18 protein-coding genes are annotated in these 18,612 nt (G+C 66.5%); 2 read left to right on the top strand and 16 right to left on the bottom strand.

The features are described 5' to 3' along the window. Window positions 1-10: 10 nt before the first annotated feature. Together AC07OH_RS08580 and AC07OH_RS08575 are read right to left on the bottom strand one after the other, a co-directional pair. Window positions 11-694, bottom strand: a complete 684-nt coding sequence (locus tag AC07OH_RS08580; protein WP_495300294.1) for a hypothetical protein — start codon at window positions 692-694, stop codon at window positions 11-13. A 272-nt stretch (window positions 695-966) separates the two neighbouring features. Beyond that, window positions 967-1,707 carry a TetR/AcrR family transcriptional regulator gene (locus AC07OH_RS08575; RefSeq protein WP_495300293.1) on the bottom strand — a complete coding sequence of 247 codons (741 nt, stop codon included), beginning with the start codon at window positions 1,705-1,707 and terminating at the stop codon, window positions 967-969. A gap of 115 nt (window positions 1,708-1,822) precedes the next feature. Here AC07OH_RS08575 and AC07OH_RS08570 point away from each other — a divergent pair, with 115 nt between their 5' ends. Then, entirely contained in the window at window positions 1,823-3,124 is a 1,302-nt protein-coding gene (locus AC07OH_RS08570; protein ID WP_495300292.1) for an aspartate aminotransferase family protein, read from the top strand. On the opposite strand, the gene AC07OH_RS08565 is transcribed toward AC07OH_RS08570, so the two are convergent. From AC07OH_RS08565 to AC07OH_RS08525, 9 genes are all read right to left on the bottom strand, one after another. Then, a complete protein-coding gene (locus AC07OH_RS08565) occupies window positions 3,111-4,187 on the bottom strand; it encodes an NAD(P)/FAD-dependent oxidoreductase (RefSeq protein WP_495300291.1) in 1,077 nt (358 codons plus the stop codon). The two genes, AC07OH_RS08570 and AC07OH_RS08565, sit on opposite strands and share 14 nt — an antisense overlap. Continuing rightward, complete coding sequence (gene fdxA, locus AC07OH_RS08560) at window positions 4,145-4,474, bottom strand: ferredoxin FdxA (RefSeq protein WP_062472491.1); 330 nt, start codon at window positions 4,472-4,474, stop codon at window positions 4,145-4,147. The genes AC07OH_RS08565 and fdxA overlap by 43 nt, the downstream gene beginning before the upstream one ends. 43 nt (window positions 4,475-4,517) lie before the next feature. After that, on the bottom strand, window positions 4,518-5,855 hold the full coding sequence (locus tag AC07OH_RS08555) for a sulfate adenylyltransferase subunit 1 (RefSeq protein WP_495300290.1): 1,338 nt from the start codon (window positions 5,853-5,855) through the stop codon (window positions 4,518-4,520). Next, window positions 5,855-6,808: a sulfate adenylyltransferase subunit CysD gene (gene cysD, locus AC07OH_RS08550; protein WP_307588654.1), complete on the bottom strand. Its 954-nt coding sequence runs from the start codon at window positions 6,806-6,808 to the stop codon at window positions 5,855-5,857. The genes AC07OH_RS08555 and cysD overlap by 1 nt, the downstream gene beginning before the upstream one ends. A 31-nt stretch (window positions 6,809-6,839) precedes the next feature. Then, window positions 6,840-7,472: a phosphoadenosine phosphosulfate reductase domain-containing protein gene (locus tag AC07OH_RS08545; RefSeq protein WP_139706772.1), complete on the bottom strand. Its 633-nt coding sequence runs from the start codon at window positions 7,470-7,472 to the stop codon at window positions 6,840-6,842. 17 nt (window positions 7,473-7,489) lie between these two features. Continuing rightward, window positions 7,490-7,885, bottom strand: coding sequence for a DUF934 domain-containing protein (locus AC07OH_RS08540; protein WP_099789712.1), 396 nt, complete (start codon window positions 7,883-7,885; stop codon window positions 7,490-7,492). Continuing rightward, on the bottom strand, window positions 7,882-9,660 hold the full coding sequence (locus tag AC07OH_RS08535; protein ID WP_492676870.1) for a nitrite/sulfite reductase: 1,779 nt from the start codon (window positions 9,658-9,660) through the stop codon (window positions 7,882-7,884). The genes AC07OH_RS08540 and AC07OH_RS08535 overlap by 4 nt, the downstream gene beginning before the upstream one ends. 240 nt (window positions 9,661-9,900) lie before the next feature. Then, window positions 9,901-10,221 carry a hypothetical protein gene (locus tag AC07OH_RS08530; RefSeq protein ID WP_369629027.1) on the bottom strand — a complete coding sequence of 107 codons (321 nt, stop codon included), beginning with the start codon at window positions 10,219-10,221 and terminating at the stop codon, window positions 9,901-9,903. Between the two features lie 107 nt (window positions 10,222-10,328). After that, on the bottom strand, window positions 10,329-11,021 hold the full coding sequence (locus tag AC07OH_RS08525; RefSeq protein WP_495300289.1) for a response regulator transcription factor: 693 nt from the start codon (window positions 11,019-11,021) through the stop codon (window positions 10,329-10,331). A gap of 182 nt (window positions 11,022-11,203) precedes the next feature. Here AC07OH_RS08525 and AC07OH_RS08520 point away from each other — a divergent pair, with 182 nt between their 5' ends. Then, window positions 11,204-13,141 (top strand): sensor histidine kinase, encoded by a 1,938-nt coding sequence (locus AC07OH_RS08520; RefSeq protein WP_495300288.1) that lies wholly within the window; start codon window positions 11,204-11,206, stop codon window positions 13,139-13,141. Between the two features lie 12 nt (window positions 13,142-13,153). On the opposite strand, the gene AC07OH_RS08515 is transcribed toward AC07OH_RS08520, so the two are convergent. The 5 genes from AC07OH_RS08515 to gsiB form a co-directional block, all read right to left on the bottom strand. Then, complete coding sequence (locus tag AC07OH_RS08515) at window positions 13,154-13,972, bottom strand: M55 family metallopeptidase (protein WP_495300287.1); 819 nt, start codon at window positions 13,970-13,972, stop codon at window positions 13,154-13,156. A 10-nt stretch (window positions 13,973-13,982) separates the two neighbouring features. Further along, on the bottom strand, window positions 13,983-15,044 hold the full coding sequence (locus AC07OH_RS08510) for a DmpA family aminopeptidase (protein ID WP_495300286.1): 1,062 nt from the start codon (window positions 15,042-15,044) through the stop codon (window positions 13,983-13,985). Window positions 15,045-15,066: 22 nt separating this feature from the next. Then, on the bottom strand, window positions 15,067-15,993 hold the full coding sequence (gsiD, locus tag AC07OH_RS08505) for a glutathione ABC transporter permease GsiD (RefSeq protein WP_062472514.1): 927 nt from the start codon (window positions 15,991-15,993) through the stop codon (window positions 15,067-15,069). Between the two features lie 10 nt (window positions 15,994-16,003). After that, complete coding sequence (gene gsiC, locus AC07OH_RS08500) at window positions 16,004-16,924, bottom strand: glutathione ABC transporter permease GsiC (RefSeq protein WP_062472516.1); 921 nt, start codon at window positions 16,922-16,924, stop codon at window positions 16,004-16,006. A gap of 81 nt (window positions 16,925-17,005) precedes the next feature. Then, window positions 17,006-18,559: a glutathione ABC transporter substrate-binding protein GsiB gene (gene gsiB, locus AC07OH_RS08495; RefSeq protein ID WP_062472518.1), complete on the bottom strand. Its 1,554-nt coding sequence runs from the start codon at window positions 18,557-18,559 to the stop codon at window positions 17,006-17,008. Window positions 18,560-18,612 lie beyond the last annotated feature (53 nt).

The following is an 18,612-nucleotide window of genomic DNA, read 5'->3' as shown; positions in this document are numbered from 1 at the left end:
TTTTTTGTATCTAAATTTCTTGTTCTTTTCTTCGAAACTCTGCCCCTAAACCGACTTTTTCCAATTTGGTCAGAATTTTGTCTAGCTCCGGCTCAGCCGCCTTGTAGCGATTGATGGTGTCATCAAAGACAGCAACGTCTGCAATGACTTTGCCTTCCTGTTCAAGGATTGATTCCTTGAAATCGCTCCATTTTTTCTCAACTTCGGAAAGGGCTTCAATCTTTTGCTTTAGTAACTCTGCAGTTTGTACTGCTTCTTGCTTGGCTGCACCATTGGTTGTGGATAGTGCTCTTAGTGTTTTGTCGAAAGCGCGTAGGGTAGAAAATTCAATAACCCCTGTTACATTTCTAGCCCATAATTTAACTAGTGAATCGAGCTCTTGCAAGAATTCGTCGAGTGCTTTTCTGTCTAACCGAAATCCAGAAAGGTTGGTTTGCGTGATGATTTTTTCGCATTGCCTGGCCGCAGCTTCAATTGCTATTTGGATTCCACGCTCTTGAATTTCATCGATAAGGAAAAATTCTGATTTTTCACTGCCAAGGGACCTTGTCATCGCTAGTGCGCTTTCTACGCTACTTGATGTAGACAGGAATGCAGTCGTGGGCGTTGAAGGAATGACGCTGGTGAGCCTATTCCAAGTGGCTTCGAATTTTTCTAATGCTTCGTCGAAGCTGAATGCTCTTGAATTTTCCATTATTCGGTTTTGGTTGTTAGAAGGCCGTCAGCCCCAAGGCGCGTGCGATGCGATTTTTCTCTCGGCACGGAAAAAGTCGCAAGCTTAGTCGCTAAGCTATCTGAAGAGCGGGTATCTCAGGAAAATGCTTTAGATCGTGTGGCGATGTCGCATGCGGTTCGTACGGTTTCCTGCAGTTTGCTCGGTGCTAGATGGTTTTGGCGATTTGCTTCGCTTCATGCGTTGTAAGGGCGAATTCGAACGCACAGAGACCGCGGAGCCCTATGAGTCGCTCACTGCACCGGCTTGAGCCTGCGCGCGAACGCTTCCAACCCGTCGATCGTGATCTGGATGTGCCGCTCGAAACTGCTGTCGAGCGGCACGGTGGTGCCGTTGTCCCAGCGCAGGATGAAGGCCTTGTTGGCCAGCTGCGGCAGGTGGCGCGTGAGCACCGGATGGTCGAGCGGGCGGATCGTGTGGACGCGTTCGCGCAGCTCTTCGGCCCAGGCCTGCGTGTTGTCGGCGGGCAGGGGCGAGAACTCCATCGTCAGGAAGCCCAGCATCGCGGCGATCACGCAGTTGTAGGCCTCGCGCAGCGGCTCGCCGTCGAAGCCGGCCTCGGTCAGTGCCGCCAGTACGCCTTCGACCAGTTCGGTCGGCAGGCTGCCGTTGGACACCAGCTGCGCCCCGAGCAGCTGCGCCACGTTCGGGTGCTGCCGCACCGCGGCGCGGCAGCGGTGGAACAGCTCGGCGATCCAGTCCTGCCAGGCGAGCGTGCCCTTGGGCGGCGTGACCTGCGCCATGACCGTGGCGGCGACTTCGGCCAGCAGGGCCTCGCGCGTGCTGACATGCCAGTGCACCGTGGCCGGGTACACGCCGAGCTGCGCCGCGATCTCTCGCATGCTGAAGGCGCCGAGGCCGAAGGCGTCGATGTGCGCCAGCGCGGCTTCGGCGATGCGCTGCTTCGACAGCGCCGCACCGCCGGCAGGGCGGCCGGCCGTCCGGGGGCGAGGCTCGGGGACTTTTTTCTTCATGGATGCGGCCATTGTGCAGCGGGTGAATTGATTGTATAAATATTATTAATTGAGCATTGATCAATTAAGCGAGCCGGGCGCTCCCGGCACGTTCCACTCCCAAAGGATGTCTCCCATGACGACCGCCATCGACCAGGCCCTGGCCCAGGCCCATCAACGCTTCACCGACGGCAACCCGGAAAGCCTGCGCCGCTTCGAGGCGCAGACGCGCTACATGCCCGGTGCCAACAGCCGCTCGGTGCTGTTCTACGCGCCGTTCCCGCTCACCATCGCCAAGGGCGAAGGCGCGGCGCTCTGGGACGCGGACGGCCATCGCTACACCGACTTCATCGCCGAGTACACGGCCGGCGTCTACGGCCACTCGGCGCCCGAGATCCGCGAGGCGGTCATCGAGGCGATGCAGGGCGGCATCAACCTCACGGGCCACAACCTGCTCGAAGGTCGGCTCGCGCAGACGATCTGCGAGCGCTTTCCGCAGGTCGAGCAGCTGCGCTTCACCAACTCGGGCACCGAGGCGAACCTGATGGCGCTCACGGCCGCGCTGCGCTTCACGGGGCGGCGCAAGATCGTGGTGTTCTCGGGCGGTTATCACGGCGGCGTGCTCGGCTTCGGCGACCAGCCGTCGCCGACCACCGTGCCCTTCGATTTCCTCGTGCTGCCCTACAACGACGCGGACACGGCGCGCGCGCAGATCGACGAACACGGTGCGGACATCGCCGCCATCCTGGTCGAACCGATGCAGGGCGCGAGCGGCTGCATTCTGGGCGGGCGCGATTTCCTGCAGGCGCTGCGCGACGGCGCCACGCGGGTCGGCGCGCTGTTGGTCTTCGACGAGGTGATGACGTCGCGGCTGGGGCCGCACGGGCTGGCGAACGGGCTGGGCATTCGCTCCGATCTGACGACGCTGGGCAAGTACATCGGTGGCGGCATGTCCTTCGGCGCCTTCGGTGGGCGAGCCGACGTGATGGCGCAGTTCGACCCGCGCACCGGCGCGCTCGCGCACTCGGGCACCTTCAACAACAACGTGATGACGATGGCGGCCGGCTATGCAGGCCTCAAGCAGCTGTTCACGCCGAAGGCGGCAGCAGCATTGGCCGAGCGCGGCGAGGCGATGCGGTCACGGCTCAACGTGCTGTGCGAACGCGAGGGTGTCGCGATGCAGTTCACCGGCGTGGGTTCGCTCATGAATGCGCATTTCCTGCGGGGCGAGGTGCGGTGCGTGGCCGACCTGGCGGCGGTGGACGGGCGCTTGCGGCAGCTGCTGTTCTTCCACCTGCTGGACCAGGGGATCTACACCTCGCCGCGCGGATTCGTCGTGCTCTCGCTGCCGTTGTCGGCGCAGGATATCGACCGCTACGTCGCCGCCGTGGGCAACTTCATCGAGGCCTACCGGCCGCTGCTGCTCAGCGCAGGGTAGTGCCCGCCACGCCCAGCAGCTCGTGCAGGCGCGTGCTGGTGGTCGTGTACTGCAGCGGGATCGCCTTGCCGGGGAACACCCGCGCCGCGGCGCCCCAGGCCGCCAGCGTGGCCTCGTGGAAGCCGCAGACGATGAGCTTCTTCTTGCCCGGGTAGGTGTTGATGTCGCCCACCGCGAACACACCGGGCTCGCGGGTTTCGTACTTCTCGGTGTCGACGGGCACCTGCTTGCGCTCCAGCTCGAGGCCCCAGTCGGCGATGGGGCCCAGGCGCGGCGAAATGCCCAGGCAGGCGACCAGCGCATCGAGCGGAAGCTCGACCGTGGTGGCGTCGGGCATGGTGATCTGCAGTTGCTTGCCGTCGAAGGCGCTCGGCTGACCGACCCGGAAGGCCAGCTTGCCGTCGGCCACGAGGGCGCGCATGGCGGCCACGTTCGCCTCGTCGGCCTGGAAGCCGTCGCGACGGTGGACCAGCGTCACCTGTTTGGCCAGGGCCGTGAGGGCGATGGCGGTTTCGAGCGCGACGTCGTCGCCACCGTTCACCACGACCGTCTGGCCGGCGAAGCGGTCGAGCGAATCGGGGTGATAAAACAGCGTCGAGCCTTCGAACTGAGCGATCCCGTCGACGGTGATGCGCTTGGGCACGAAGGCGCCGACGCCGGCCGCAATGAACACGGTCTTCGCGAGGAAGGCGGTGCCGGTCGAGGTGGTCAGCAGCAGGCGGTCATCGGCCTGGCGGGCCAGCGTAGAAACCTGCTCGCCGAAGTGGAATTGCGGCTTGAATGGCGCCACCTGCTGCAGCAGCGATTGCGCCAGATCGCGCCCGCTGGTGACCGGGGTGCCGGGAATGTCGTAGATCGGCTTGTGGCCGTACAACGCCACGCACTGGCCGCCCGCGGCGGGCAGCGCATCGACGATGTGGCAGGAAATCTCGAGCAGGCCCAGCTGGAAGGCCTGGAACAGGCCGACCGGACCGGCGCCGATGATCAGCGCGTCGGTCTCGATCGGTGCGGGCGCCTGGCTCAGCGCACGAGCTCCGAGATCTTGCCCGTCTTGTCCTTCCACTCCTCGGCTTCGGGCAGGGCGGGCTTGCGCTTGGTGATGCTCTTCCAGCCGTCGGCCAGGGCCAGCTCGGCGTTCAGCTTGATGAAGGCGATCTGGTCGGCCGGCAGGTCTTCCTCGGCGTAGATCGCATTGACCGGGCATTCGGGGATGCAGACGGCGCAGTCGATGCATTCATCCGGGTCGATCACCAGCATGTTGGGACCTTCGCGGAAACAGTCGACGGGGCAAACGTCCACGCAGTCGGTGTATTTGCAACGGATGCAGGCTTCGGAGACGACGTGGGTCATTTGTCTTTTAGCGTCAGGAGAAGGGGCTGGAAAACCCTAGATTTTAGGCCTTTGCGGCGGGCGGCTGCACGAGCACGGCGGCGGAGGTGCGATGAGAGGCCGTATCGACCAGCACCAGCGACCCCAGGGCACGCGATTGGGCGAAGGGCAGGACGGCCAGCGGCTGCTGCAGCGCGAGCACCACATCGCCGATGGAATTGGCCTCCAGCTGGGTCGCCGGCTCGGATTCGAGGGTCGTGATGTTCACGCGATCGACGATGCGCGCCACCTTGGCCTTGACCCAGCGGTGGCCCTGCAGCGCCCAGTACACGCGGCCCGCAACCAGCGGCTCGTCGTCGAGCCAGGCCACGGTGGCGGTGATCTCGCGCACGGGCTCGAAGGCCTCGGGCGCCAGCAGCCAGTCGCCGCGCGACACGTCGAGTTCGCGGTCGAGCACGATGCCGGCGCTGTGGCCCGCATGCACGGTCTTCGGCTGGCGCGTGTGGCTCAGCACCTGGGCGACGGTGGCGGTCTGGTTGCTCGGCAGCACGGTCACGCGCTGGCCGGGCTCCACGTGGCCCGAGGCGACGCGGCCCCAGAACACGCGGCGGCCCTGCGAGGTGTCGGCCGAGGCCGAGAACTTCTCGACCCACTGCACCGGGAAAGCAAAGGGCACGGCTTCGTCCTGCGCGGTCACGGGCAGGTCTTCGAGCAGCTCGAGCAGGCTCGGGCCTTCGTAGCCGACCCAGTCGGCATGGCGCGTGGCCACGTTCCAGCCCTTGAGGGCCGAGATCGGCACGATGGCCGCGACCTTCACGCCGGCCGCTTCGGCAAAGGCGTTCAGCGCGGTCGAGATGCGCTCGAAGGCGAGCGCGGCGTCGTCGATGGCGTCGAGCTTGTTGACCGCGAACACGATCGACTGCACGCGCAGCAGGTGGGCCAGCAGCGTGTGGCGGCGCGTCTGCGGCAGCAGCTCGCGCTTGACCACGGTGCCGTCTTCGACCTCGGCGGCCCAGGCCAGCTTGGTGGCATCGACCAGCACCACGGCCGCGTCGGCGGCCGAGACGGCCGTGACCATGTTGCGCGTGTACTGCTCGTGGCCCGGCGCGTCGCCGATGATGAACTTGCGCTTGGCGGTCGAGAAGTAGCGGTAGGCCACGTCGATCGTGATGCCTTGCTCGCGCTCGGCCGAGAGGCCGTCGGTCAGCAGGGCCAGGTCGGTTTCGCCGCCGCGCTGAACGCCGGCCAGCTGGTCTTGCAGCACGGTCTTGCTGTCGACCAGCAGGCGGCCGATGAGCGTGCTCTTGCCGTCATCGACCGAGCCGCAGGTGATGAAGCGCAGGGCGGTGCCGGTGTCGCCGTGGACGTCGGTCGTGGCGGGGGTTGCGATCGTTGCGCTCATCAGAAGTAACCGTCTTTCTTGCGTTTTTCCATCGAAGCTTCGGACGTCATGTCGTCCATGCGCGTGGCGCCGCGCTCGCTGACGTCGACCGACAGCGTCTCCAGCACCACGTCGCCCGCGCCTGCGGCCAGGCTCTCGACCGGGCAGGTGGTCGTGATGTCGCCCACGGTGCGAAAGCGCACGTCGCGCACCTGCACGGTCTCGCCGTCGCGCGGCGGCGTGAGTTCGGTCACGGGCACCAGCAGGCCGCGGCGCTCGACCACTTCGCGCTTGTGCGTGTAGTAGATCGACGGCAGGCCGACGTTCTCGCGCTCGATGTATTGCCACACGTCGAGTTCGGTCCAGTTGGAGATCGGGAACACGCGGAAGTGTTCGCCGGGGGCCAGGCGCGTGTTGAACAGCGTCCACAGCTCGGGGCGCTGGTCCTTGGGCTGCCACTGGCCGAAGCTGTCGCGGTGCGAAAAGATGCGCTCCTTGGCGCGGGCCTTTTCCTCGTCGCGGCGGGCGCCGCCGATCAGCGCGTCGAAGCGGAATTCTTCGATCGCCTCGAGCAGCGTCACCGACTGGTGCGCGTTGCGCGATTCGCCGGGATGGGCCAGGCGCACGGTGCCGCGCTTCATCGAGTCTTCGACGCTGCGCACGATGAGTTCGGCGCCCAGTTCTTGCGCGCGCTGGTCGCGGTAGGCCGTCACTTCGGGGAAGTTGTGGCCGGTGTCGATCATCAGCAGCGGGTAGGGAATGCGGCCGACGCCGAAGGCTTTCTCGGCGCACTTGAGCAGCACCAGCGAGTCCTTGCCGCCCGAGAACAGCAGGGTGGGGCGCTCGAAGGCGGCAGCCACTTCGCGCAGGATGAAAATGGTTTCTTCTTCCAGCGCGTCGAGGTGCGTGTTGGACAGGTTCGCGGGTGAATGCATGGGCGGCTGCAGCAGGTCGGCTTCGGTACGGGCGTTCATCGGATGGGTCCTGGAGGCGGAGAGCGATCGTTCAGTGCGACAGGTGCAAGCCGCATTCGCGGTTGTCCTCGCCCTTGGTCGGGTCCACGTAGTCGAAGTTGTTGGGCAGGCCGTTGGCTTCGCAGTATTCGTACAGGTCCTTGGACGACCAGTGCAGCAGCGGCGCGACCTTGATCAGGCCGTCGGGGTTGACGCTGACCGGGTCCATCTGCGCGCGCACGGCCGTGTCGGTGGCCCGCAGCGCGGTGAACCACACCTTCGGCGCCGTCTCGCGCAGGGCGCGGGCAAAGGGCTCCAGCTTCACTTCTTCGGTGAAGGCGGCGTGGCGCGGATCGTCGAGCGCTGGCGTGGCGCCCTCGACCGCTTCGCGGTGTGCGCGCGAGCGGCGCGGCAGATAGATGTGCAAGTCCAGTCCCAGGAGCTTCGTCACCTCGTCGGCAAAACGGTAGGTGGCCTCGGTGTTGTAGCCGTTGTCCATCCAGACCACCGGCACGTCCCGCTTGGCGCGCGTGACCATGTGCAGGATCACGGCCTCGAAGGGTCGGAAGTTGGTGGTGATGATCGCGGGCTGACCCAGGCCGACGGCCCAGTCCACCAGGCCCTCGGCGTTGCGGCCGAGTTCGGTGTTGATGCGTGCGAAGTCGATGTCGGTGGCGATGCTCATGGGGCTCTCTTGTCTGCTCAGGCGCCGGCCACGAAGTGCGGCGCAGTCTTCACTGCGTCGCCCTGGTAGAACGTGGCGAAGCGGTCGAACTGGCGCTGTGCGTCGGAGGCGTCCACGCCTTCCTTGAGCACGGCGCTGGAGAAGCCGGTGCGTTCCATCTGCACCAGCTGGTCGATCAGCACGTCGCCGGTGGCGCGGATGTCGCCCGTGAAGCCGAGGCGGCGGCGCAGCAGGAAGGCCTGGCTGTAGGCGCGGCCGTCGGTGAACTTCGGAAAGTTCAGGTCGATGCGCTCGATGTCGGCCAGGCACACCTCGATGGCGAGCGGGTCGGCGTCGTTGGCCAGTTGCAGGACCTTCGGGTCGCCGTCGTCGATGTGGTCTTCTGCGGCCAGGATGTTCAGAGTCTTCTTCATGCTGCTTCCTCCACCTTGAATCGCGCACCGTTGGCTGCGGCCTTGAACGGGTCGGGACCGACGCGGCGCAGGGTGTCGATGAAGGTCTCGCCGTTTTCACGGGTGTCGCGGTACGTGGTGAGCACGGCCTCGATCACGCCCGGCACTTCGGCCGCCGAGAACGAGGGGCCGACCACCTTGCCGGCCTGCGGCGCGCCGCTGAGCGCGGAGCCGTCGGAGCCGCCGAGGGTGACCTGGTACCACTCCTTGCCGTCCTTGTCGACGCCCAGGATGCCGATGTGGCCGCTGTGGTGGTGGCCGCACGAGTTGATGCAGCCGCTGATGTGCAGGTCGATCTCGCCCAGGTCGTCGAGCTCGTCGAGGTCCTGGTAACGCTCGGTGATGGCTTCGGCGATGGGAATGGAGCGGGCGTTGGCCAGCGCGCAGAAGTCGCCGCCGGGGCAGGCGATCATGTCGGTCAGCAGCTGCACGTTGGCGCTGGCGAAACCGGCGGCGCGGGCGGCGAGCCACAGCGCGTGCAGGTCTTCGGCGTGCACCCAGGGCAGCACCACGTTCTGGTCGTGCGTCACGCGGGCTTCGCCGGCCGAGAAGCGGTCGGCCAGCTCGGCGATGGTGTCGAGCTGGTCGCCCGAGGCGTCGCCGGGCGCCTGCTTCAGGCGCTTGAACGACAGCGTGACGGCGCGCAGCGCGGGGTTCTTGTGGGCGTCGACGTTGCGGGCGAGCCAGCGCGCGAACATGACGTCGTCGGCGGCGTGGGCGCGCAGCTCGGCGTCGGTCTTCTCGGCGCTTTGCAGCACGCGGGTGGCCAACGTCGGCGGCACGAAGGAAGCGGCCACGCGGTCGTACTCTTCCTGCGTGATGGTGTGCGGCGCGCCGTCGTGCTCGATGATCTGCTTGTACTCGGCCTCGACGTCGTCGATGTAGCGCTGGCCTTCGGCCTTCACCAGGATCTTGATGCGCGCCTTGTAGATGTTGTCGCGGCGGCCGTAGCGGTTGTAGACCCGGATCACCGCTTCGAGGTAATTCATGATCTGCTGCCAGGGCAGGAACTCGCGCAGCACGGTGCCGATGATGGGCGTGCGGCCCATGCCGCCGCCCACCTGCACGCGGAAACCGATGTCGCCCGCTTCGTTCTTCACCACGTGCAGGCCCACGTCGTGCCAGCCGGTGGCGGCGCGGTCTTCGGTGGCGCCGGTGATGGCGATCTTGAACTTGCGCGGCAGGAACGCGAACTCGGGGTGCAGCGTGCTCCACTGGCGCATGATTTCCGCGAACGGGCGCGGGTCGGCGATCTCGTCGACGGCAACGCCGGCGCGCTCGTCGCTCGTGATGTTGCGGATGCAGTTGCCGCTGGTCTGGATGCCGTGCATGTCGACCGAGGCCAGCAGGTCCATCACGTCGGCCGACTTGGCCAGCGGAATCCAGTTGTACTGGACGTTCTGGCGCGTCGTGAAGTGGGCGTAGTGGGTGGGCAGCTTGTGGCTGCCGAGCAGGCCCTGGGTCTCGATGGCCTTGCGGTAGACCTCGGCTTCGGGCTCGTCGTATTCGCGGGCGATGCGGGCCAGCACGCGCAGCTGCTTGCTCGACAGCTCGCCGTACGGCACGGCCACGCGCAGCATCGGCGCGTAGCGCTGCACGTACCAGCCGTTTTGCAGGCGCAGGGGGCGGAACTCGTCCTCGTGCAGGCGGCCCTTTTGCCAGCGCTCGAGCTGGTCTCGGAACTGGGCAGCGCGTTGGTGAACGAACTGGCGATCGAATTCTGTGTATTGGTACATCGTGCGTGTGTGTCTTGAAGTGCGGTGCGTCCAGCGCCCCAGCAAGAAGCCGCGATTCTGAAAGCCCGCCTTATGGAAACAAACTATTTTTTGGTTCGCGTCTTATGCGGATAAGCTTATTCACCAGCATCCATGCGGGTTGCGAGGCGGTTGGTTGCTTATTCCGGATAAGGCGCGAAGGCCGGCGCGGGGTCGCCGGACGCTGGATTCTAGGAACCCGGGGGCACCCGCGCAGGGCGCCTATCGCAGCTTGAAGTCGAAGCCGAGGGTCTGCGGCGAGCTCAGCAGCTGCCGCGCGGCCTTGTCGGCCTGGTGTTGGGCATTGAGCCATTCCCGGGCCAGCCGGGCTTCGGTCCGGTTCAGGTTCTCGATGCCGTGGTGGCGCTCCTTCGACCAGGCCTGGAAGCACTTCACCACCCGCAGCGGATCGCCGATCTGCTCCTCGATCCGCAGCCGGTAGATGTCCGCGGCCACCATGACATCCTTCAAAGTGAAGTTCTGGCCTTTGACGTGGACCACGTAGGGGACCACATAAGAAGTTGTCCTGGCGAGATCGCTCATGCCTTCATCCGTGCCTCAAGTCGCTGCCTGTGCCGCAGATTAGCGGCGGGTATCGAAATGAAACTGAGCGTTTCTGAGCGCCGGACGGGCGCCCGATCCGCTGTGGACTAGCGCCGGATGAGCGTCTTGGCGTGGAAGCGGTAGCCGGCGTTGCGCGCCGTATTGATTGGCAGCACTAGGCCGGTGGCCTCGCTGACCTTGCGCCGCAGGCGGCGAATCTGCGTGTCGAGGCGGCGCTGGTCGTAGCTCAGGTAGTGCTCGCCCAGCGCCTGCACGATCTGCTGGCGGCTGGCGATTTCGCCGCCGCTGCGCATCAGTTCGTGCAGCACCGTGAGGTCCTGTTCCGACAGCGCAATGGGCGCAAAGCCCGGCGGCGACAGCCGGCGCGGGCCCAGCTCCAGCACCCAGGCGTCGGCCGGCATCGCGGCGGGCGAATCGCCCAGGCGCCGCGACAGCGCCGCCAGCGTGGCCGCCAGTTCATCGAGGTCGGTGGTCTTCGACAGGTAGTAGTCGGCGCCGATGTCCAGCCCCGTCACGCGGTCGCGGGCGCCGCCGCGCGCTGTCAGCACGACGATGCCCAGGCGCTCGCCGCGTTCGCGCAGTTCGCGGATCAGCGACAGGCCGTCGCCGTCGGGCAGCCCGAGGTCGACCAGCGCGATGCCGTGGCGGGCCGGGTCGTAGGTGCGGTGGAAGCCTTCGAGCGACGCCTCGGCATCGACCCGGTAGCCGCTGCCGGTCAGGAACTCGCTCAACTCTTCGCGCAGCACGGCTTCATCTTCCAGCAGGATCACATCACGCATGGGAACAGGGTACGGGCTGGCGACCAAGGGAATCTGAGCGTTTCTAAGCACGATGAAAGGCGCGCGGATTGTAGGGGCGCCATCGATAATCCGCGCCCATGAAACGCCTTGCTCGGTGCCTGTGGTTGTGCGGTTGCCTCGCCGTGTGGGGCCTTCTCTTTTCGACCGCTGCAGGGGCCGGGGTGCTGCAGCTGAATCCGCTGGCGAGCGTCGACAGCCACGGTCAGTTGTCGATGCTGCGCGACCCCGACGGCCAACTGAGCGCCGACGAAGCCGCCGCCGCCCCGGGCTGGAAGGCCTTGCCCGGCGCCGTGAACGCGGGCTTCACGCGCGATGCGGTGTGGATCAGGCTCGAGGTGCAGCGCCCGGCCGACGTGCCGCAGCAGCGGTGGCTGGCGCAGTTCAAGAACGCGCTGCTCGACGACGTGCGGCTGTACCGCCAGGACGACGCGGGCCGCTGGCAGTTGGCCGTGCATTCCGGCGAAGACATCGGCCGCGAAAACTGGCCCATCGACGCGCGCAACGCGCAGCTGCCGCTGACCTTGGAGAACACTGCGCCCACGCCGCTGCTGCTGCGCCTGCAGTCGCGCAACGCCATGTCGACCACCATCGGCTTCGCTGCGCCCGAGGTCTACGCGGGCACCGCGCGGCGCGAGTACCTCTTCTACGGCCTGGGCTTCGGTTTCGGCCTGATGCTGATCGCCTTCCACGCCCTGTTCTGGCAGATGACACGCGAGCGCGTGAGCGCCTGGTACCTGGTCTACGTGGCGAACGCGCTGCTGGTCGAGTTTTTGACGGCGGGGCTGCCGCAGCAGCTGCTGGCCATTCCCGCGCGGCTGTCCGACATGCTGCTGAGCCTGTCGATCTGCGCCGGCGTGGCCATCGGCATCCGGTTCGCCGGCATGCAGCTGGGCACCGATGTGCGGTGGCCGCGCTTCACCCGCGTGGTGGTGCGCACGGTGGGCCTTGTGAGTGCCATCGCGGTGGCGCTGGTGCTGGCCGGCGCCAACGGCCTGGCCATGCAGGCGGTGCAGGGGACGGCGATGTTGTGCATCGTCTACCTGATCGGCGCCGCGCTGTGGCTGCTGCCGCGCGACCAGGGCCAGGCGCGGGCTTTTCTCATCATCTTCGGCATCTACTACGCGGGCGTGATGGTGAGCTTCCTGCGCAACCAGGGCTGGTTGCCGGCCGGCGCCTGGACCGACAACGCGACCGCCATCGGCACGTTGCTGCACCTGCTGCTGATGAGCATGCGACTGAACCGCCGCTACGACCAGCTGCGCCGCGAGAAGGAAGCCGCGCAAGCCCGCCTCGTGCACGTGGTCGGCCGCCAGAACGACCGGCTGGAGGCGGAAGTGCGCCGGCGCACGGCCGACCTGCGCGGCGAGATCGAACAGCGCCAGCGCCTCGAGGTCGACCTGCGCGCGGCGCTGGAGACCGAGCGCCGCGCCAAGCAGTCGCAGGTGGACTTTGTCGCGATGGTGTCGCACGAGTTCCGCACGCCGCTGGCGATCATCCACACCACCGCGCAGCAGATCGCCAAGAACCTCGACGCCGCGCGCGAGAAGACCCTGGCGCGCTGCCTGAACCTGCGTGCCGCCGCGCAGCGCATGACCGCGCTGGTCGACGAATACCTCACCTCCGACCGCATGGAAGCCGGCCAGACGCCGTTCCAGCCACGCCCTTGCGAGCGCGACGAACTGATGGAGCTGTTCGAGGACCTCGTGGCCGACTGGCCGGACGGCCGTGTCGTGTGGCACGACGGGCAGTTGCCGCCGCAGCTGGTGTGCGACCCCGGCCTGCTGCGCGTGGCGCTGCGCAACCTGCTGGCCAATGCCGACCGCCACACGCCGGCCGGCCGGGCGATCGTGCTGGACGTGGTGCCGGCGGAAGCGGGCGGGCTGGACATCCGCGTGAGCAACCCCGGCGACGCGATTCCGCACGACGAGGTGCCGCGGCTGTTCGAGAAGTATTTCCGTGGCCGCCAGGCGGCGCGCTCACCGGGCGCCGGGCTGGGCCTGTACCTCGTGCACCAGATCGCCGAGTTGCATCGGGGCCAGGCCCGGCTCGACAGCGCCGGGCAGGACGGTCACGTGCGCTTCAGCCTCGCGTTGCCTTGAAGGCGCGCAGCTTCAGCGCAGCATCGCCGACATCGCCGAGCAGCAGTTCAGCATGCGCACCGCCGACTCCACTGTTTCAGCGGTGAAGCGCAGCGTGACACCGTCGACACGCTCGAAGCTCGGCCACTGGCAGAACAGGTCGGCCATCATCGGCGACTGGGTGCGCAGCGTGACCACCTGCGGGCCCTGGAAGACCAGCGGGCGTGCATGGGCGCGCGCGGCCAGCCCTTCGATCACGCCGGCACGGATCGCCTGGCGCGACTGCTCCGGCGACAGCGACACGCCGCTGTTGAAGCCGGTCGCCTTCTTGGTCTGCACGAAGCTCGCGTGCGGAAAGAGCGCCAGGTTCTCGGAGATGAACACGTCGTCGCCGCTGGCCATCACGACCGGCACGCCGTATTCGCCGGCCAGCGCGCCGTAGATTCCGGCTTCGCCGAGTTCCTGGTCGCCCAGCCGGATGCCCGCGAAGGCAAAGCCGTTGATCGTGTGCGCCAGGATGCCGCGACCCTGCGCGCGCGAGTGGTAGCCCACCATGCACAGCGCGTCCACGCCTTCTTCCACGCCGGCCACCATGCTCAGGTAGCGCGGCTTGCCTTGCACCACGCGCGCGCGTGCATCGAGCACGTCGGGCGGCATGTTGCGAAAGCCGCCGTGCGAGTCGTTCACCAGCACCTCGGTGGCACCGGCGTCGAAGGCGCCGGCAATCGCGGCGTTGGCCTCCTGCGCCATCAGCACGCGGGCGCGCTCGTACTCGGGGTTGCCCTGGCGCGCCTGCTCGTGGTGATAGACGCCTGCAATGCCTTCGATGTCGGTGGAGATCAGGACTTTCATGGACGTGTGTTCAGACGAGAGGTGAAAGGGAAGACGCCGGCAGCAGTTCGCCGAGCGCCGCGCGGTGGTTGCCGTCGCGGCCGGTGACCGGCGTGGCGCGCCACAGCGCATGAAGTATGGCCTGCTCGGTGCTGTCGGCCGCGGCCTGGAACAGCCCGTCGAGCCGCGTGTCGTGCAACATCGCGACGGCCGGCATGGGCCGGTCGGCGTGGTCGGGGATCGTGTAGGCCGTCGAGAAGGCCAGCACGAGGTCGCCGCTGCCGTGGCCGTAGACCGAGCCGGTGCGGGCCAGCCCCGCGCCCGCGCGCAGCGCCAGGCGGCGCAGCTGGCGCGCATCGAGCGGTGCGTCGGTGGCGACGACGATGATGATCGAGCCCTTCTCGGGCTCCGCCGCTTCCTTCGCTGCCTGCAATGCCGCGAGCCGCTCGCCCACCGCGTGCCCGGCCAGCACCAGCTGCGGCTGGCGCCCGTAGTTCGCCAGCACCAGCGTGCCCACCGTGTGGGTCGTGCCGTCGGCCATCGCCACGCGGCGCGACGCGCTGCCGATGCCGCCCTTGAGCTGGAAGCTCGACATGCCGCGTCCCGCGCCGACCGAGCCCTGTTCGAAATCGACCCCGGCGGCGTCGAGCGCCTGCAGGTAATCGGCTTCGGTCACTGCCAGCCGCTGGATGTCGTTGAGAAAACCGTCGTTGCACTCGAAGACCAGCGGGTTCACCGTGGGCAGCGCGCGGCCGGTCTCGGGGTTGGCCGCCGCGCAGTGGCGGATCTGCGCCGTCGCCACGGTGCCGACCGAGAAGGTGTTGGTCAGCGCGATCGGCGTTTCCAGCACGCCGAGTTCGGCCAGCTGCACCAGCCCCACGCTCTTGCCGAAGCCGTTGAGCACCACGGCCGCGGCCGGCACCTTGTCGCGGAACGGGTCGCCCGCATGCGGGCGGATCACGGTCACGCCGGTCTGCACCGGGCCGTTGGCCAGCGTGCGGTGGCCGACCGTGACGCCCGCGACGTCGGTGATGGCGTCGCGCGGGCCCGCGGGCAGCGTGCCGATGAAGGGCAGGGAAGTCGTCGAGGCCATGAAGAGAAAAAGAAGAACGGGCTTACTGGCGGTCGATCTTCGGATCGAGCGCGTCGCGCAGCGCATCGCCCAGCAGGTTGAAGGCCAGCACGGTGAAGAAGATGGCCAGGCTGGGGAACAGCGCCACGTGCGGCGAGGTCACCATGTCGGCGCGGGCTTCGTTGAGCATCGCGCCCCATTCGGGCGTCGGCGGCTGCGCGCCCATGCCCAGGAACGAGAGGCTGGCCGCCGTGATGATCGAGGTGCCCACGCGCATCGAGAAGTACACGACGATCGACGAGATCGTGCCCGGCAGGATGTGCCGCACGATGATGGTCCAGTCGGACGCGCCGATGCTGCGCTCGGCCTCGATGTAGGTCTGCTGCTTCAGCACCAGCGTGTTGCCGCGCACCAGGCGGGCGAAGGCCGGCACGCTGAACACCGACACCGCCACCACCACGTTGGTCATGCTGCTGCCCAGGATGGCGACCACGCCCAGCGCCAGCAGGATGCCGGGGAAGGCGAACAGCACGTCCGAGATGCGCATCACGATGCGGTCCCACCAGCCTTCGTAGTAGCCCGCCAGCAGGCCGAAGGCCGTGCCGATGATGCCGCCCACCAGCACCGACAGAAAGCCGGCCGCCAGCGAGATGCGCGTGCCCGCCAGGATGCGGCTGAAGATGTCGCGGCCCAGCGGATCGACGCCGAACCAGTGCGTGGCCGAGGGCCCGCTGTTCAGCATGTCGTAGTCGAAGAAGTTCTCGGGGTCGAAGGGCACGATCCACGGTGCGAACACCGCGATCACCACCAGCAGCAGCACGAAGACGGCCGCCACGATGCCCACGGGCTGCTTCTTGAAACGGCGCCAGCATTCGCCCCAGGGCGTGCGGACCTTGCCGGCGGTCAGCGCAACGGCAACGGGGGACAGGGGAACGATGGATTCGGCAGACACGCCGGTAGCTTGCGTCATGGCTGCGTGCTCACTTGTAGCGGATGGTCGGGTTGATGTAGCCGTACAGCACATCGACCACGAGGTTGATCAGGATGAATTCGAGCGAGAACAGCAGCACCAGCGTCTGGATCACGGGGTAGTCGCGCATCTGCACGGCATCGACCAGCAGGCGACCCAGGCCGGGCCAGTTGAACACCGCTTCCACAAGGATGGAGCCACCCAGCAGGAAGCCGAACTGCAGGCCCATCATCGTGACCACCGGAATCAGCGCGTTGCGCAGCGTGTGCTTGAACACCACGCTGGTTTCGTGCACGCCCTTGGCACGCGCGGTGCGCACGAAGTCTTCCTGGATCACTTCGACGAACGACGCGCGCGTGAAGCGCGCCATCACGGCCGCGACGGCCGCGCCCAGCGTGATCGAGGGCAGGATGTAGTGCTGCCAGGTCGCGGCGCCCACCGTGGGCAGCCAGCCGAGTTGCACCGAGAAGATCTGCATGAGCAACATGCCCAATGCAAATGCGGGGAATGAGATGCCCGACACCGCCAGCGTCATGCCGATGCGGTCGGGCCATTTGTTGCGGTACACCGCCGACACGATGCCGATCCCCATGCCGAAGATCACCGCCCACACCATGCTGGTGATGGTCAGCATCACCGTCGGGAAAAAGCGCTCGGCAATTTCCGTCGACACCGGCCGCCGCGTGCGGATCGAGGTGCCGAAGTCGCCTTGCACCATGTGGGTGAAGAAGCTCACGAACTGCTGGGGCAGCGGCTTGTCCAGCCCGAGCTCCGCGCGCACCATGGCCACGGTCTGCTCGTCGGCATCCTGGCCGGCGGCAAGGCGCGCCGGGTCGCCGGGGAGCATGTGGACGAACAGGAACACCAGCACTGCCACGATGAGCAGTGTCGGGATCAGGCCCAACAGTCGTTTGAGGAAGTAATTCAGCATGGGATACGGTTGTCGCGAACGGGCGATGGCACGGTGCCACCGCCCGCCGGACAGTCAGTCAGGAAAACGAAGGAGCTGCGATCAGTTCGATACCGACATGGCATCGATGTTGATGTTCGCGTCGGGCATCACGAACACACCCGACAGGCGCTTGGCGTGCGCCGACAGGTTCTGCTCGGTGACCAGCGGCACGCGCGGCAGGTCCTTGCGGATCTCTTCCTGTGCGGTCTTGTACAGCGCGGCCTTTTCCTTGTCGTCCACCGTCACGAGCGCCTTGGCGATCGCGGCGTCGACGACGTCGCTCTTGTAGAACGACATGTTGTTGAGCTTGGGCGCCCACGACTCGGAAGCGAACAGCGGACGCAGGCCCCAGTCGGCTTCACCGGTCGACGACGACCAGCCCGTGTAGTACATGCGGACCTTGGCCGTCTTCGGATCGGGCCAGGCATCGACCTGCTCGGTGCGCTGGCCCACTTCGAGCGCCTGCACCTGCAGCTTGATGCCCACCTGTGCGAGCTGCTGCTGCACGAACTGGATCGTCTTCTGGCTGGTCGTGTTGTTGTAGGCGCTCCACAGCACCGACTCGAAGCCGTTCGGGTAGCCGGCCTCGGCCAGCAGCGCCTTGGCCTTCTTCACGTCGTAGGGAATCGGCGCCATCTTCTCGGCGAATTTCACGCCCTGGGGCATCACGCCCTGCGCGGGGAAGGCATAGCCGCCGAAGGCCACCTTCGACAGCGCTTCCTTGTTGATGGCGTAGCCGATGGCTTCGCGCACCTTCGGGTTGTCATACGGCTTTTGCAGCATGTTGAAGGCCAGGAAGCGCGTGATGATCGAGGGCGAGGCCACCACTTCGAGCTTGTCGCTCTTCTTCAGCAGCTCGGCCTGCTCGTAGGGAATGGGGAAGGCAAAGTCGGCTTCGCCGGTCTGCAGCATCGCAGCGCGCGTGTTGTTCTCGAGCACCGGCTTCCATTGCAGGTTGTCGACCTTCGGGAAGCCCTTCTTCCAGTAGCCGTCGAACTTCTTGGCCTTCACGGCGTCGGTCTGCTTCCATTCCACGAACTCGAAGGGGCCGGTGCCCACGGGGTGGAAGGCGATGTCCTTGTTGCCCCACTTCTTCAGCGCGGTGGGCGAGATCATGGCGGCCGAAGCGTGGGCCAGCGAGTTGATGAAGGGGCCGAAGGGCTCCTTCAGCGTGATGCGCACGGTGGTCGGGTTCACGGCCTCGACCTTGCCCACGCGGTTGAACTGGTTGTAGCGCAGCAGCTTGTTGTCCTGGTTCAGCACGCGGTCGAGCGTGACCTTCACGGCTTCGGCGTTGAAGTCGGTGCCGTCGTGGAACTTGACGCCGCTGCGCAGCTTGATGGTGTAGACCAGGCCGTCCTTGGACACGTCGTAGCTCTCGGCGAGCACGTTCTGCACCTTCAGGTCCTTGTCGAACTGGAACAGGCCTTCATAGAAGGTCTTGGTCACGGCCGTGGTGATGGTCGTGTTGGTGTTGTACGGGTCCAGCGTTTCCGGCTGGTAGCCGATGGCCAGCACCACGTCTTTGGCAGCCAGTGCCGAGCCCGAGGCGGCGAGCGCGGCCAGGCCCAGCAGTGCGGATGCCCAGCGCAGGGAGGAAGAAGATTGCTTCATGGAAGAACTCCAGTCGGTTCGTGGAAAAAATGCAGGGGGCCTGCGGGTGAAAA

Source organism: Variovorax sp. GW821-FHT10C12 (assembly GCF_059415405.1).
This window is presented reverse-complemented; position numbering and strand designations above follow the sequence as displayed.

Coding starts and splice junctions, on each gene's coding strand:
- AC07OH_RS08530 (WP_369629027.1), bottom strand. CDS start 10,221: ATGAGCGATCTCGCCAGGACAACTTCTTATGTGGTCCCCTACGTGGTC.
- AC07OH_RS08545 (WP_139706772.1), bottom strand. CDS start 7,472: ATGAGCATCGCCACCGACATCGACTTCGCACGCATCAACACCGAACTC.
- cysD (WP_307588654.1), bottom strand. CDS start 6,808: ATGAACGCCCGTACCGAAGCCGACCTGCTGCAGCCGCCCATGCATTCA.
- fdxA (WP_062472491.1), bottom strand. CDS start 4,474: ATGACCCACGTCGTCTCCGAAGCCTGCATCCGTTGCAAATACACCGAC.
- AC07OH_RS08510 (WP_495300286.1), bottom strand. CDS start 15,044: ATGGCCTCGACGACTTCCCTGCCCTTCATCGGCACGCTGCCCGCGGGC.
- AC07OH_RS08570 (WP_495300292.1), top strand. CDS start 1,823: ATGACGACCGCCATCGACCAGGCCCTGGCCCAGGCCCATCAACGCTTC.
- AC07OH_RS08575 (WP_495300293.1), bottom strand. CDS start 1,707: ATGAAGAAAAAAGTCCCCGAGCCTCGCCCCCGGACGGCCGGCCGCCCT.
- AC07OH_RS08580 (WP_495300294.1), bottom strand. CDS start 694: ATGGAAAATTCAAGAGCATTCAGCTTCGACGAAGCATTAGAAAAATTC.
- gsiD (WP_062472514.1), bottom strand. CDS start 15,993: ATGACGCAAGCTACCGGCGTGTCTGCCGAATCCATCGTTCCCCTGTCC.
- gsiB (WP_062472518.1), bottom strand. CDS start 18,559: ATGAAGCAATCTTCTTCCTCCCTGCGCTGGGCATCCGCACTGCTGGGC.
- AC07OH_RS08540 (WP_099789712.1), bottom strand. CDS start 7,885: ATGAAGAAGACTCTGAACATCCTGGCCGCAGAAGACCACATCGACGAC.
- AC07OH_RS08525 (WP_495300289.1), bottom strand. CDS start 11,021: ATGCGTGATGTGATCCTGCTGGAAGATGAAGCCGTGCTGCGCGAAGAG.
- gsiC (WP_062472516.1), bottom strand. CDS start 16,924: ATGCTGAATTACTTCCTCAAACGACTGTTGGGCCTGATCCCGACACTG.
- AC07OH_RS08515 (WP_495300287.1), bottom strand. CDS start 13,972: ATGAAAGTCCTGATCTCCACCGACATCGAAGGCATTGCAGGCGTCTAT.
- AC07OH_RS08535 (WP_492676870.1), bottom strand. CDS start 9,660: ATGTACCAATACACAGAATTCGATCGCCAGTTCGTTCACCAACGCGCT.
- AC07OH_RS08555 (WP_495300290.1), bottom strand. CDS start 5,855: ATGAGCGCAACGATCGCAACCCCCGCCACGACCGACGTCCACGGCGAC.